This window comes from Collinsella sp. BA40 (assembly GCF_008014645.1).
Taxonomy (GTDB): Bacteria; Actinomycetota; Coriobacteriia; order Coriobacteriales; family Coriobacteriaceae; genus Collinsella.
Genome location: NZ_VOWY01000012.1, coordinates 64,702 through 79,728, shown reverse-complemented (window position 1 = coordinate 79,728; position 15,027 = coordinate 64,702). Strand labels below are relative to the sequence as shown.

At 67.4% G+C, this 15,027-nt stretch carries 10 protein-coding genes; 4 read left to right on the top strand and 6 right to left on the bottom strand.

What is annotated here, in order from left to right; translation table 11 throughout:
* Positions 1 to 129: 129 nt before the first annotated feature.
* Positions 130 to 1,911: a 1-deoxy-D-xylulose-5-phosphate synthase gene (locus E4J93_RS06085; RefSeq protein WP_147588574.1), complete on the top strand. Its 1,782-nt coding sequence runs from the start codon at positions 130 to 132 to the stop codon at positions 1,909 to 1,911.
* Positions 1,912 to 2,084: 173 nt separating this feature from the next.
* Here E4J93_RS06085 and feoB read toward each other — a convergent pair whose 3' ends face one another.
* Positions 2,085 to 4,445, bottom strand: a complete 2,361-nt coding sequence (gene feoB, locus E4J93_RS06080; RefSeq protein ID WP_147588626.1) for a ferrous iron transport protein B — start codon at positions 4,443 to 4,445, stop codon at positions 2,085 to 2,087.
* 743 nt (positions 4,446 to 5,188) lie between these two features.
* On the opposite strand from feoB, the gene E4J93_RS06075 reads away from it, so the two are divergent.
* Positions 5,189 to 5,551, top strand: coding sequence for a NifB/NifX family molybdenum-iron cluster-binding protein (locus E4J93_RS06075; protein WP_147588625.1), 363 nt, complete (start codon positions 5,189 to 5,191; stop codon positions 5,549 to 5,551).
* Between the two features lie 132 nt (positions 5,552 to 5,683).
* On the opposite strand, the gene bsh is transcribed toward E4J93_RS06075, so the two are convergent.
* The 4 genes from bsh to E4J93_RS06055 form a co-directional block, all read right to left on the bottom strand.
* On the bottom strand, positions 5,684 to 6,628 hold the full coding sequence (gene bsh / locus E4J93_RS06070) for a choloylglycine hydrolase (RefSeq protein WP_147588573.1): 945 nt from the start codon (positions 6,626 to 6,628) through the stop codon (positions 5,684 to 5,686).
* A gap of 138 nt (positions 6,629 to 6,766) precedes the next feature.
* Positions 6,767 to 7,534 (bottom strand): class I SAM-dependent methyltransferase, encoded by a 768-nt coding sequence (locus E4J93_RS06065; protein ID WP_147588572.1) that lies wholly within the window; start codon positions 7,532 to 7,534, stop codon positions 6,767 to 6,769.
* Positions 7,535 to 7,571: 37 nt separating this feature from the next.
* Positions 7,572 to 8,474, bottom strand: coding sequence for a patatin family protein (locus E4J93_RS06060; protein WP_255431942.1), 903 nt, complete (start codon positions 8,472 to 8,474; stop codon positions 7,572 to 7,574).
* Positions 8,458 to 9,279 (bottom strand): type III pantothenate kinase, encoded by an 822-nt coding sequence (locus E4J93_RS06055; protein ID WP_255431941.1) that lies wholly within the window; start codon positions 9,277 to 9,279, stop codon positions 8,458 to 8,460. Before E4J93_RS06055 ends, E4J93_RS06060 begins: the two co-directional genes overlap by 17 nt.
* Positions 9,280 to 9,440: 161 nt before the next feature.
* On the opposite strand from E4J93_RS06055, the gene E4J93_RS06050 reads away from it, so the two are divergent.
* Entirely contained in the window at positions 9,441 to 11,204 is a 1,764-nt protein-coding gene (locus E4J93_RS06050; protein WP_147588571.1) for an OPT/YSL family transporter, read from the top strand.
* A 304-nt stretch (positions 11,205 to 11,508) separates the two neighbouring features.
* Here the strand turns inward: E4J93_RS06050 and E4J93_RS06045 are convergent, their stop codons facing one another.
* The gene (locus E4J93_RS06045) at positions 11,509 to 13,983 is read right to left on the bottom strand and encodes a Tex family protein (protein ID WP_255431940.1); all 2,475 of its coding nucleotides are present in this window, start codon (positions 13,981 to 13,983) and stop codon (positions 11,509 to 11,511) included.
* A gap of 554 nt (positions 13,984 to 14,537) precedes the next feature.
* Between E4J93_RS06045 and E4J93_RS06040 the strand changes: the two genes are divergently transcribed.
* Positions 14,538 to 15,026, top strand: coding sequence for a low molecular weight protein-tyrosine-phosphatase (locus E4J93_RS06040; protein WP_147588570.1), 489 nt, complete (start codon positions 14,538 to 14,540; stop codon positions 15,024 to 15,026).
* The last annotated feature ends 1 nt before the right edge of the window (position 15,027 follow it).

Genomic DNA, 15,027 nt, shown 5'->3' with positions numbered 1-15,027 from the left:
ACGCGCCCAGGATACCTGTGAGAAACTTGTCATTCCATCCATGGCGGCCCGCGCGCCCACGCCTCCGGGCATGGCGATGCGCCTCGGCCGGCTGTCTATCCAACGAGTATGGGAGCGACAAGCAACGCTATGATCTTGGACCGCATTGCATCACCTGCAGACGTGCAAGCCCTCGACGCATCCGGGCTCGTCACGCTCTGTTCCGAGCTGCGCCACGCGATCCTCGCGTACTGTGCGCGCGAGGGCGGGCACGTCGCATCCAACCTCGCCGCGGTCGAGCTCACGGTCGCCCTGCACCACGTGTTCGACGCCCCGCGCGACCGCATCGTCTTCGACGTCTCGCACCAAACCTATGCGCACAAGATGCTCACCGGGCGCGCCGCCGCCTTCCTCGATCGCGACCGCGCGGACGAGGCATCGGGGTTCGCCAATCCGCGCGAGTCCGAATACGACCTGTTCTCCATGGGCCACACCTCCACATCGGTCAGCCTCGCCTGCGGCATCGCCATGGCGCGCGACCTCGCGCACGAAACATACCGCGTGGTAGCCGTCATCGGCGACGGCGCGCTCTCGGGCGGCCTGGCCTTCGAGGGCCTCGACGCCGCGGGCGAGCTCGATACCGGCATGGTCATCGTCATCAACGACAACGACCAATCCATCGCCGAGAACCACGGCGGCCTCTACAGGCGCCTGGCCGAGCTGCGCGCCACGAACGGACAGGCAGCCGACAACCCCTTCCGCGCCCTGGGACTCGACTACCGCTACGTCGAGCGCGGCAACGATGTCCAAGCGCTCGTCGACGCACTCGAGGAGCTGCGCGACGCCGCGCATCCGGTCGTCCTGCACGTGCACACGCGCAAGGGAGCGGGATTCGCCGCCGCCGAGGAAAACCCCGAGCGCTGGCATCACGTGGGGCCGTTCGACCTCGATTCGATGCAGCCCGCCGGAGCGCACGGAGCCCCCAACACCTATGCCGAGATAACCGGCGCCTTCCTCATGGATGCCATCGAACGCGACCCGAGCGTCTGCGTGCTCAACGCGGCAACGCCCTACATCATGGGCTTCGACCAGCAGCGACGCGCGAAAGCCGGCAGCCGGTTCGTCGACGTGGGCATCGCCGAGGAGCACGCCGTCACCTGCTCGGCCGCCCTCGCGCTGCAGGGCGCATCGCCCGTGTTCGGCGTCTACGGCGTGTTCCTGCAGCGCTGCTACGATCAGCTCTGGCATGACGTCTGCCTCAACAACGCGCCGGCAACCATTCTGGATTTCGGGGCCTCCATCTTCGGCACCACCGCCGAGACGCACTTGAGCTTCTTCGACCTCTCCATGCTGGGCAACCTGCCCAACCTCGTGACGCTGGCCCCCACCTGCCAGGAGGAGTACCTGGCCATGCTCGGCTGGGCCATCGAGCAGCGCGAGCACCCCGTGCTCATCCGCGTCCCCGGTACCGGCGTCGCCTCACGCCCCGATCTGGCGCCCGCGGCCGGCACGGCTATCGACTGGAGCATCCCGCGCTACCAAACCGTGCGGGCGGGCTCAGAGGTCGCCATCATGGGCCTGGGGGATTTCCTCCCCTACGCCGAGCGCATCGCCGACGCCGTCGAAGCCGAGCTGGGCGTCGCCCCCACGGTCGTCAACCCGCGGCTCGCCAGCAGCGTCGACCGCGCCGCGCTCGCCCGCCTCACCTCCACCCACCGCGTCCTCATCACCCTTGAAGACGGCGTTGTCGAAGGCGGCTGGGGCCAGCAGGTCATCGCCGTCGCCGCGCGCACCGGGCTGCGCATGAAATGCTACGGCATCTCCAAGGCGCCGGGCTTCCCCGACCGCTATGCCCCCGAAGAGCTGCTCGCGCAGCACGGCATGTCCATCGCGCAGATCGTAGCCGACGTGCGCGACATGCTCCGAGCATAGTCGCACCGCCCGCGCACCCGCGCGCAGCGCCGCAATACCGTCGAGCATCCCGGGGTCCGACGGAACGTCCATATGCAAAAAGCAGCCTGCAGCACGAACTCGCGCTGCAGGCTGCCGTATATATCCCTACATCGTCAACCGCGGCGGACGACCGGCGCATCGCGCGGGCGCTTCTACGCCAGGCCCAACGCCATGCCGGCCAGGTGCACGAGCCAGGCCGCGATCCAAGCAACGCCGATCTGCAAGACGAACACCGCTAGCGCCCACTTCGCGCCCAGCTCGTTCTTCACCGCACCGATTGCCGCCACGCACGGCGGGTACAGAAGCGTGAACACTAGGAAGACATAGGCCGTCAGCGGCGTGAACAACCCGGTGAGGGCGGCTGCGGACTCGGTTCCCAGCAGCACCGAAAGCGTCGAGATGACGCTCTCCTTTGCCAGCAATCCGGTCACCAGGGCCGTGGAGGCACGCCAGTCGCCGAACCCGAGCGGCTCGAGCAGCGGCGCGAGCAGGCCGCCCAAACCGGCGAGCAGGCTCTGCGACTGATCAGCCGCCACGTTGAGCTGGAAATCGAATGTCTGCAGGAACCAGATCACCACGCTCGCGGCGAAGATCAGCGTGAAGGCGCGCGTGATGAAGTCCTTCGCCTTATCCCACGCAAGTAGGACCGTCGTCTTCATGCTGGGAAACCGGTAGTTCGGCAGCTCCATGATGAACGGCACGGGCTCGCCGCGAAACGCCGTCTTCTTGAAGATAAGCGCCACGACCATCCCCACCACGATACCCAGGAGATAGAGCGATACCATCACCGGAACCGATGCCCTGCCGAAAAATGCCGCCGCGAGCAGGCCGTATACCGGCAACTTAGCCGAGCAGCTCATGAAGGGCGTGAGCATGATGGTCATCTTGCGGTCGTGCTCGGAAGGCAGGGTGCGCGTCGACATGATGGCCGGGACGCTGCAGCCGAAGCCCACGAGCATGGGCACGAAGCTGCGACCCGAGAGGCCGAACCGCCGCAGCACCTTGTCCATCACGAAGGCGACGCGCGCCATATAGCCCGAATCCTCGAGCATGGAGAGAAACAAGAACAGCACCACGATGAGCGGCAGGAACGACAGCACGCTGCCGACGCCGGCGAAGATGCCGTCGATCACGAGGGAATGCACCACCGGGTTCACGCCCCAGGCCGACAGGCCGCCGTCCACGAACGCGGTCAAAGCCGAAACGCCCTCTTCCATAAGCCCCTGCAGCCAGGCGCCCACCACGCCGAACGTCAGCCAGAACACCAGGCCCATGATGAGGATGAAGGCGGGGAACGCCGTGAAGCGACCGGTCAGGATGCGATCGATGGCCACGGAGCGCTTATGCTCGCGACTCTCATGCGGTTTCACCACGCAACGCCGGCAGGCCTCTCCGATAAATGCGAAGCGCATGTCGGCGAGGGCGGCGAGCCGGTCCTTACCCGATTCCTCCTCCATCTGCGCGATGATGTGCTCGAGCGCCTCGAGCTCGTTTTGGTCGAGGGCCAGCGCCTCGCGCACCAGCTCGTCTCCCTCGACGAGCTTGGTCGCCGCGAAGCGCAGCGGGATCCCCGCCCGACGCGCATGATCTTCCACCAGATGCGCCACGCCATGGATGCACCGGTGCAGCGCGCCCCCATCCGGCCCCTGGGAAGCGCAGAAATCGAGCCGGCCGGGGCGCTCGCGATGGCGCGCCACATGCAGGACGTGCTCGATCAACTCGCTCGTACCCTCGTTGCGCGCAGCCGAGATGGGCACCACGGGAATGCCCAGGATGCTCTCGAGCAGGTTCACGTCGATGGCGCCACCGTTGGCGGTCACCTCGTCCATCATGTTGAGTGCGAGCACCATGGGTCGGTCGAGCTCCATCAGCTGCATCGTGAGGTACAGGTTGCGCTCGATATTCGTCGCGTCCACGATGTTCACGATGGCATCGGGCCGGGAGGTGAGGATGAAGTTGCGGCTCACCACCTCCTCGCTCGTATACGGTGAAAGCGAGTAGATGCCCGGCAGGTCGGTGATGGTGGCCTCGGCATGGCCCCGAATGACGCCGTCCTTGCGATCGACCGTCACCCCGGGGAAATTGCCCACATGCTGGTTCGAACCCGTAAGCTGGTTGAAGAGCGTCGTCTTGCCGCAGTTCTGGTTCCCCGCCAGGGCAAGCGTCAACGGTTCGCCCGCCGGAATCGGATGCTCGCCGGGACGCGGGCGGTATGTTTTCTCACCCAGCGCTGGATGCTCCGTATCGCCGATCTTCGCGTTCGCGCGGTCGCTTCCGTGCGCCTCGTGCACGTTGGCCAACGAGATGCGCGCGGCGTCGGCGCGGCGCAGCGTGAGCTCGTAGCCGCGCAGGCGAATCTCCAGCGGATCGCCCATGGGGGCGTACTTCATCATCGTCACCTCGGTACCGGGTGTGAGCCCCATATCGAGGATATGCTGCCGGAGCGAGGCGTCATCGCAGTCCACCGCGGTCACCACCGCATCGTGCCCGATCTCGAGCGCGTGCAGGTGCAGCGGCCAGGTGCAGGATGCGGCGCCTGGAGATGGAGCCGCATCCTGCACGCGGCCGCCCGCGACGGCCGCATCGGGCATCGCCGTGCGCTGCACGGCCCGATCCCCGGAGCGGACGGCCCCCCTGTCGCGCGTTCTCTCTCGATGCATTCCGATTCCCCTTGTCATGCAGGCGACGCCCGGGCGCTCGCCCGGACGACAATGTTAGCTTCGGTTATTTCCCACCCATGATAGCGCCCTTCCTCTCCACCCATTCATGCAACCTCGCGATTCCACGGCCTATCCCCGTCCGAACCCGCGCGTTCCGCCCTTTTCGACCAACCCGATGCAGTCGTAGGGCATACGCCGTCATGCCAGATAGAAGATGCCCAGCGTGGGCATAGCCAAGGGCGCGAACGCGAACGCGAGTACCGGGCACGCCGGACGCGCGCCGAGGAAGACCGCGTTCATCGCGATATGCCACGATGGGCGACGCCAACACGAACGAGATCGCGGGCACATCGAACGCGCCCTGGCGAATCCATCGCAAAAACTGCAGCATAAAACCCATGCTCTGCCCGGTCTCCCGCGATAGGCGCGGCTCCTTTCGCCGCACCCCCATGCACATGGTCGCAGCGCTGCACCACGGCAGCCATCGGTTTTGCCTACGCAGCCCTGACGGTTTCGTCACATTCGCAACGAAGATCGAAGAGCGCTACCATGGGGCCATCCCAACCATCTCGGAATCAGCGAAAGGTGGCTCCTACATGAAGCTCGCAGTTCCCTCCATCGGTGAAGGCGGCCTCGACGCCCAGCGCTCGGCCCACTTCGGCCATGCCGATTGCTTCACCATCGTTACCATCGAGGACGGCGCGGTCGCGGACGTGCACGTCATCGCCAACCCGCCCCACGCGGAGGGCGGCTGCATGCGCCCCGTGGGCATCCTCGCCGACCACGGCATCGACGCCATCGTCGCCGCCGGCATGGGCATGCGCCCCATGCAGGGATTCGCGAACGCCGGGATCACGGTGCTCTACGATGCAGACGCCCCGCTCGTAGGCGACGTCGTGCAACGCGCCGCCGCGGGAGAGCTCGCCGCCATGGGTCCCGAGCACGCCTGCCACCACTAAACCGACCCCGCCCCGTAGACGCAAGGAAGCCGCCCGCGCGCGACCACATGGCCGTACGCGGGCGGCTTCTCCCTACATCCATCCTGTACCAGGCGCATTCGCGCCATGCAGCAAAGGCGAGCGCCCGAGGCCCTAGGCCTCGATGACCGCGCCGCCCTCGGCGGGATAGTCATCCAGGCGATACGACCTCAGCGCCACATCGTCGTAGGTGTTGAAATAATACGTACGCGTCGCCGCCGAGAAGCAGCTCGAATAGAGCGTGCGCTCCAGCTTTCCGTCATGGGAGACCGCCCCTCCCTCGACCATCGCAACCTGGGAAAGCGAATGGAACATGCGGCTCACGTTGGCCGCTTCGCCGTCCTTGACGGGATAGTTCGCGTTCACATAGGCCGCGCGCACGAACCGCGAGGGAGAGCTGTAGTCGCCGGGCAGGCCGCGCTGGGCGGCGCCGGCTCCAAAGGGGGCGAGCTCCACGCCGAAGGAACCCGACCCTCCCCAGGCATTCGAGACGTTGAGGTAGTTGCGCAGGTTCTCGGCATGCCACGCGAAGCCCGGATGGTTAGCCAGCACATCGACCGTATCGTCGAACACCTGCATGCCCGCCGCCGTGTACTCCACCACGATCGAGCGCTTCGCATCCCCGATGATCCAATGGAGCGGCGACGACGGATACCGTGGGTTCACCGAGCTATCCACGACCACGGCGTCCCCCAGCGCGCGCTCCACCTCGTCGACCGAGGCGAAGTTGGCGCATACCCACAGCGGAAACTCCCAGGCGGCAACGTTCACCTTGCCCTCGACGGGCGCCGGCTCGTAGGCCGCGTAACCGTTGAAGTTCAGCCCGGCAACGGCCAATCCGACGTCGTTGCCGGCGTCGAACAGCATGGGCTGGCCTTCCTCGACCAGGCCCATGCCCATCAGCGCGTGCTCGACGCGCGGCGTCGCGCCGAAGGGGGACGCCGGGGCGAACCCGCGCGGCACCACCAGCACCCGCTCGCCGTAGTCGAAGGTCCAATCCAGATTCCTGCCGAAGTACATGGATCCGTTCGCATCGCAAAAACGCATGCCGGTGCACATAGCGCGCCACCCTTTCTCTCACGCTCGGCACCGCCTGCGCCGAAGCACGTTGCATCCATGTGTACCCGTTCGGCCACACGCTAGCCATCGCTGTGGCAAATCGGCTGGATTTAACCAAGAACCGACCGTGCATCCGGTCTACGGGCGCGGCGGGACGATGCAGTCGTAGCGAACGGCCTTGCCCGACAGCGAGCCGCTCGGCTTCACGTCCGCCAGATAGGGTCCCTTCACCGGGCGCTTCACCACGACCTTGCGCGGGTGAACGGCGAGCGCGGCGCGCAGCAGCTCCTCCTGATTCGAACAGGGTCGCTCCAGATGGTGCAGCAGCTGGAACTTCTTCTTTACCGCCGCGCTCTTCGTGCGCTCGGGAAACATGGGGTCCAGATACACCACGTCGGGCGCAGGGGCCAGGTGCGGGAGTGCCGAGATGCTGTCGCCTTCAACCAACGTCATGCGCGCCACGATGGAAGCCAGGCGTCCATCGCCCGCGGCGCGCTCGAGCGCGTCGCGCAGAAGGGCCGCGATCACCGCGTCGCTCTCATACATCACAACCGTGCAGCCAGCGGCCGCCAGCAGCAGCGAATCCTGCCCCAAGCCCGCCGTGGCATCCGCCACCACGGGTGCGGCCACCCCTTTCACCTTGGCGGCACGCACGAGCAGCTCGCGCGCGAGGTTGGCCGGGCGCAACCGGGGCAGCATATCGGAGAAATCGCCGCGCAGCACCATGCCCCCGCGTTCGAGCGACAGCCCCCCGGCACCCAATCGCAGCATCAAGCCGTCATACACCTCGAGCCCATCGGCCGCGACCATCCGCGCCCCCGTCGACGCGGCCACGCGCTCGGCATACTCGAACGAAGCGCCCCCATCGACTGCCAGCAGCAAGCCATCCTGCAGAGAATTCGTCATATCCATCCTCTCGTCGCGCACCGCGCAACGGCCGTCCCTACTGCCCCAGATACGCCCGCAGCGCCGGCAGCGCCGCCAAGCCGTCTCTCCTGCCAACCTGGTAGACGTCCTCGAGCACCTCGGGGTCCTTCACCACGGCAGGCACCTTCACCGATTCGCTCGGGCGAATCACGAACGCCTCGCCCGCCGCCTCGAACCGCGCGATCTCGTCCAGCTGCGCGTTGTAGCGTTCATGCCGACGATCGAGCACCTCCGCCATCTGCGGAAACTTCCTAAGTGATCGGCGGATAAGCGGCATGAGCGGCTGATGCTCCTTCCGGAACCCCTGCGGCTGCGTGAGCACCACCACGCATCGGTCGTACCCCTGCGCCCGCATCCACGTCACCGGAATGGGATCGGAGGCGCCGCCGTCAAGCAGGCGCAGCGTGCGCCCCTCGTATTCGAGCTCGACCGGGCGCGACACCACGGGTATCGACGCGGACGCGCGGATCCACTCGATATCGCGCTCATCGCCGTACAGCAGATCACGGTAGACCGGCCGGCCCGTATCGGCGTCGGTGCACACGACGGAGAAGCGCATGGGATTCTTCTCGAACGCCTCGCTGTCGAAGATATCGAGCTCGAACGGAACCGTATGGTAGGCGAAATCCTTGCTGAACAGGTCCCCCGTACGTAGCAGCACGCCCAGGCCCGCATAGCGTGGATCGTTGCAGAAGCGCTTGTTATAGCGGATGGCGCGGCCGATCTGGCGCGACTTCAGGTTGCAGCCGAAGGCGGCTCCGGCAGACGCGCCCACCGCGGCATCGACCTCTATGCCGTTCTCCATCCAGATATCGAGCACGCCGGCGGTGTACATACCGCGAAACCCGCCGCCCTCGAGGACCGCGCCCGCGCTCGGACGCGTCGAGGCATCCCGTTCCACCCTAACCACGTGCGGCACCCCGCCCCCACTTCACGTTGTACTTCCAGATCGTGTGCAGGCCGCGCAGCGTCAGGGCCTCATCCAGCACGGTCTCGTGCGCCAGCAGCGGCGCCAGGCCGGAAGCGCCGTCGCCCGTCACCACCACCGGGGCTGCAGCGCCCAGCTCGCGCATCACGGCGTCGACCAGGCCGTCGATCCGCGCTACCTCGCCCAGGACCACGCCCGACTGCATGGCCGAGCAGGTGTTGCGGCCAATCACCGAAGAGGGCGCGCGCAGCTCGATAACGGGCAGGCGCGCGGCGGCGGCCGCCAGCGAGCGGGCGCCCAGGGCCACGCCGGGCGCGATCACGCCGCCCGCGAAGGCGCCGTCGGCGTCGACCACCTCGATCGTGGTGGTAGTGCCCAGGTCGACCACCACCACGGGGGCGCCGTAGGAAGCCCGTGCCGCCACCGCATCGGCCACGCGGTCGGCACCCACCTCCGACGGGTCGTCGCAGCGCATGGGGATGCCCGTCTTCAAGCCCGGTCCCACCACGTAGACGCGCCCCGTGCAGGCCCGCGTCAGCGCCTGGCGCCACGCATCGGTCAGCGATGGCACCACGCATGCCAGGATGGCATCGTGCGGGACCCCGATGCCGAGCATATCCAGCGCGCGGACCACCTGCGCGTACACCTCGTCGGCGGTAAGGCTCGCAGGAGTGGTGAGCTCCCACGTACCCTGGATCTCGTCCGTGCAAAATACGCCCAGGCGCGTCGTGGTATTGCCCACATCCACCGTAAGCACCAGCGGCTGCTCGCCGCGCGCATCCATCTGCTCAGCCATACAACCCCTTTCGGCAGCGTCCTCGCCCGCGCACGCCGTGCGGGTGAGGACCGTGCAAAATGAGCGCTTCGCTCGTTTCGTTCGAGTCTATACTATAGCGGTCCTTACCGCCGTAACCCGACTCTCCACCAGGGAGAGCGGATATACGAAGGAGTTACAACATGAGCTCATCGAGCACGCGCGAATCGGCGCGCGCGCAGCTGAGTGTCGCCGGCATCGTCGTCGGCTGCATCGGCTGCATCGTCATCACGGCGTCGTCCGTGTACACCGCCCTCAAGATGGGGGCGCTCCCGTGGCCCACCATCTTCACCTCCATCACCGCACTCGTGGTGCTGCGGGCGCTGGGCAAAACGAGTTTGAACGAAGCGAATATCACGCAGGTCATCATGTCGGCCGGTTCGATGGTCGCCGGCGGTTTGGCGTTCACCGTCCCGGGTATCTGGATGCTCGGACGCGCCGACGAGGTCGGCGTGTCCGCCCTGCTCGCAGTCGCCCTGGCGGGCACGCTGCTGGGCTTGGTATGCACGGCCCTCATCCGCCGCAGGTTCGTGGACGAGTCGGATCTGGAGTACCCCATCGGCACCGCTGCGGCGGAGACGCTGCTTGCCAGCAGCGCGGGCGGAAAGACGGGCAGAAAGCTGTTCGGCTCCATGGCGCTCGCCGGCATCTGGTGCGCACTGCGCGACCTGGCGGGAGCGATTCCCACCATGATCGGCGCTCTGCCCATCCCGGGTGTGAGCTTCGCGCTCTACAACTCCCCCATGCTGTGCTCGGTCGGCTTTTTGGTTGGCGGCACGGCCGTGGCCGTATGGTTCCTCGGCGCCCTGCTGGGCAATTTCGGCATCATCGTAGGCGGCACCGCCGCGGGGCTCTGGGATGTCGCGAGCGCGCAGGGCATCGTATCGAGCCTGGGCATGGGCCTCATGATGGGCTCCGGCTTGGGCGTGGTCGCACGCGACATCCTGCCCAAGGTCGTCGCCGCCCTGCGCGGCCGCGCGAACGCGGGTGCACGCGGGTCGAGCCGCAGCGAAAAGCAGCAAGGCAGCGGCCGGGGATCGAAGGCCCGGCGCGCGACGCTCGCGGTCGGGCTGGGTCGCGCCGACGCGGGCGCGCTCGGCATCATAACGGCCGCGGCAGCGCTGCTCGTCTGCTTCGGCATCGGCCTGTCCCCGCTCGCCTGCCTTGTCGTGGTCGCGCTGGCGTTCGTCACCACCATCATGAGCGCCCAGTCGGTGGGCCAGACGGGTATCGACCCCATGGAGATCTTCGGCCTCATCGTGCTGCTCGCCATCGCCGCCCTGGGGGAGTCGAATCAGGTCAAGCTCTTCTTCGTCGCCGCCGTCGTCGCCATCGCCTGCGGCCTTGCGGGCGATGTGATGAGCGACTTCAAAACGGGCGCGATCATCGGCACGGACCCGCGCGCGCTCTGGCGCGGACAGGCCATCGGCGCCCTTCTGGGATGCGTGGTATCGGTCGTCGTCATGACAGCGCTCATGCACGCTTACGGCGCAGATGCCTTCGGTCCCGGCAAGCAGTTCGTGGCCGCCCAGGCGAGCGTCGTCGCCACCATGGTCTCCGGCATCCCCAGCGTCCCCGCCTTCGCCCTGGGCCTTGTCGGCGGCATCGCGCTGTACTGTCTGGGTGTGCCCTCCATGATGCTCGGTCTCGGCATCTACCTGCCGTTCTACATGTCGCTCACCGCGGCGTTGGGCGCACTCGTCAAGTTCGCCTACGACCGCATCGCTGGACGTCGGGCCGGGTGCTGCGACCGGCCCGCGAGCGACCCTGCCGCCGGCACCGTCGACGGCCCCGAGACCACGCACGAGGAGAGCGGCATCATCGTCGCTTCCGGCATCCTTGGCGGCGAATCCATCGTGGGCGTCCTCATCGCCCTCGCATCCGTTGCGAGCGGCCTCCTCGGCTAAGGCACCGCTCGGCGCGCGTCGCCTGGCATGCGGCGCGCGCTGCGCGCCGTGCGAGATCGAAAGAGCATCTCGGGTTCCCGCCCCTTACGTATGGGTTTCGACTACATGGCTGCCGCCAAACAGCCGAAACCCATACGTGCAACCCGGCGCCTTCTTTATACGTATGGAAATAGGTCGCGTTGCTGCCATCAAACGGCCGAAACCCATACGTATGAGGAAGGGCGCGCATTAGGGACGCAACCGCGCCCGCCGCTCGAAACCCGCGTGGCGGCGGCCGGCCCCTTGGGCTACGCCGGGGCCTCGGCTAGCGGTCCATCTTCCCCTTCACCATGGTGAGCGAGATCTTCTGGCGCGCGCGGTCGACGCCCGTCACCCACACGGTCACGGTGTCCCCCACCGACACGACCTCGCTGGGGTGCTTCACGAAGCGGTCGGCCAGCTTGGAGATGTGCACGAGGCCGTCCTGGTGCACGCCCACGTCCACGAAGGCGCCGAAGTCGACCACGTTTCGCACGGTGCCCTTGAGCTCCATGCCCACCTCGAGGTCCTCGATGCTGCGGGCAGCCTGCGAGAAGATGACCTCGGGTGCATCGTCGCGCGGGTCGCGGCCCGGCTTCTCCAGCTCCGCCACGATATCGCGCAGCGTCGGCACGCCGCAGTGCAGCTCTCCCGCCAGCTCGCCCAGAGACCCCACGCGCTTGGCGATGCCGGGAACGCCGCCGGCGGCCAGCGCCGCGGGCTCAACGTGCGCGCGATGCAGCAGCTCGGTGGCCACGTCGTAGCTCTCGGGGTGCACGCTGGTGGCGTCGAGGGGGTTCTTACCGCCCGCGATGCGCAGGAAGCCCGCGCAGTTGAGAAACGCCTTGGGCCCGAGCTTGGGCACCTTCTTAAGCTGGCGACGGTCGGTGAACGCACCGTTCTCCTCGCGATACGCCACGATGTTCTTCGCCACCGCGGGCGTGATGCCCGACACGTAGGATAGCAGGCTCGCGCTCGCCGTGTTGAGGTCCACGCCGACGCGGTTCACCACGTCCTCGACCACGTTGCCCAGCGCGCGGCCCAGCTCCGCCTGGTCGAGATCGTGCTGATACTGGCCCACGCCGATGGACTGCGGCGGAATCTTGACGAGCTCGGCCAGCGGGTCCTGCAAACGGCGCCCCAGGCTCATGGCGCCGCGGGTGGTCACGTCAAGGTCGGGGTACTCCTGGCTCGCCAGCTCGGACGCCGAATACACCGACGCGCCCGCCTCGTTCACGATGGTATAGCGCAAATCTGGTGCCGACTCGGCGATGAAGGCAGCCACGACCTCCTCGGTCTCGCGGCTCGCCGTGCCGTTGCCCACCACGATGGTGTTGATACGGTGCTTGCGCGTAAGACGGGCCAGTTCACGCTTGGTTCCCGCGATATCGCGGCGCGGCGGCGTGGGATACAGGATGGTGTGGTCCAGCAGCTTGCCGTATTCGTCCAGCACCGCCACCTTACACCCGGCGCGGTAGCCCGGGTCGAGCGCGATCACGCGGGCGCCGCGCACGGGGCGCTGCAGCAGCAGGCCCTCGGTGTTCTTGGCGAACACCTTGATGGCGTCGAGCTGGGCGCGGACCGTGAGGTCCACGCGCAGCTCGCGCTCGAGCGAGGGCGCCATCAGACGCTTGTAACCATCGGCAACCGCACCCTCCAGCACGGGGGCGAAGGGGCCGCGGCGACGCGGGTAGCGGCCCACCAGACGGCTCGACGCCGCCTCGCCGTCCACGCGCACGCGCACGCGCAGCTTGCCCTCGCGCTCGCCGCGGTTGATGGCAAGGATACGGTGGTTGGGGATGGTCCGCGCCGCCTCGGCGAACTCGTAATACGGCTCGTAAGGGGTCTTCTCGTCCGCATCCACCGCCTCGGACTCGATGGCGGCCGTCTTCTGCGTGAACGCGCGCAGGTCGGCAACGTTCTCGGGGTCTTCGGCCACGAGCTCGGCCACGATATCCTGCGCGCCCGCGAGCGCCGCCTCGGGGGTGCCGTAGCCGGCGGGCGCGTTGAGATAGCCCTCGGCGACCCTGAGCGGATCGTCGCTGCGCGCGGGCTGCATGAGGATGAGGTTGGCGAGCGGCTCCAGGCCGGCGTCGCGGGCCTTCGAGGCGCGCGTGGCGCGCTTCTTGCGATAGGGCTTGTAGAGGTCCTCGACGCGCTGGAGCACCGTGGCCGAGCGGATCTCGTCCAGAAGCTCCGGCGTGAGCTTGCCCTGCATGTTGATGAGGTCGATGACGTCGGCCTTGCGCTGCTCGAGGTTGCGCAGGTAGGCCAAGCGGTCGTTGAGCGCGCGCAGGGCAACGTCGTCCATCCCGCCCGTGACCTCCTTGCGGTAGCGCGCGATAAACGGGATGGTGGCGCCTTCGTCGATGAGCGCGACCACGGCCTCGATACGCGATACGGGTTGGCCGAGCTCGGCTGCCAGCGCGGCGGCGATACGCGCCTTGAGGGCCTCCGGCGCCTCGGCGGGCACGTCTAGGCGCTCGGCCGCCGGCGCGACATCGGCCGCGGCCGTCGGGACAGGCGAAGCGGCAGCGGCGACGGCGCCCGTCTCGGCTGACGAAACGACGCCGCTCGCGCGTCCGGTCCCTGCGGCCGCGCATGCACCGGACGCGTGAACGCCCTCGCCCTCCGCGCCCGCAGAGGCGCCTGCGCCCCGTGCGGAACCAGGCGTTGCCGCCGACTTGCCCGCGTTGGCAGGGTTGAGCGCGGCGACCATATTCATGATGGAAGCAACATCGACATGTTGGGTATCGGCCATATCTCGATCTCCTCACTAATCAGTCGGGTTCCCTATCCTACACGACCGAACCGACGCGCGGCGCGCGCTCCATGCACTCGACACGCGCCGCAGCAGCCGCCGCGCCCCGCTCGAAACCGTCCCAAACACCATGCGTATGCTTTTTGCCAGCTCGAATCTCATACGTATGCAATTTGCCAGTTCGAATCTCATACGTATGCCTTTCGCCATTTTTTGGGCGAAAAACGGTAAAAACGAGCACGAAAGCATACGTGCAAATGCCTAAGCATACGCACAACGTCGAAAGCATACGCACAAGGTAGGCGCCGGCGCCCGCGGGCACCGCCCCGGCTTCCCGCCCATCTCGGCGGGCCGGTCGCGCGCGACGCCGGCGCCCTGATGGACCATGCTGAAAAACGAAAGCCGCTATGGCTGACAAAACCATAGAGAGCCCCCGCGCGGACACCGCCCCGGCGCACGAAACGCCACGTCGCCGCTACCGCCCGACCGCGTGGAGCCGCGACGCGGCGTGCCACGGTACAATGGAGCCCGAACCCCCTCGCGAAAGGAACCCCATGCACCGCATCCTCTTCATATGCCATGGCAATATATGCCGTTCGACCATGGCGCAATTCGTATTCGAGGAGCTCGTGCGGCGCGCCGGCCGCGAGGACGAATTCACGGTCGACTCGGCCGCCACCTCCCGCGAGGAGATCGGCAACCCACCCCATCGCGGCACCGTGGCGAAGCTGCGGGAGGTCGGCATACCCGTGGGCCCGCATCGAGCGCGGCAGATCTCGCGCGACGAATTCGACCGCTGGGACCACGTCGTCTATATGGATGAGGAAAACGAGCGCGGCCTGCGCCGCATCCTCGGCGCCGACGCCGTGCGCGCCTGCACGAAGCTCCTCGCATATGCGGGAAGCTCCGCCGACGTCGCCGACCCCTGGTACACCGGCGACTTCGACGCCACCTACCGCGACGTCGTCGCAGGCTGTTCCGCCCTCTTCCAGCACGTAACCAATTGTCCCGCGCCCGCCCTCCCGGCGGCGCGCACGCGTTAGG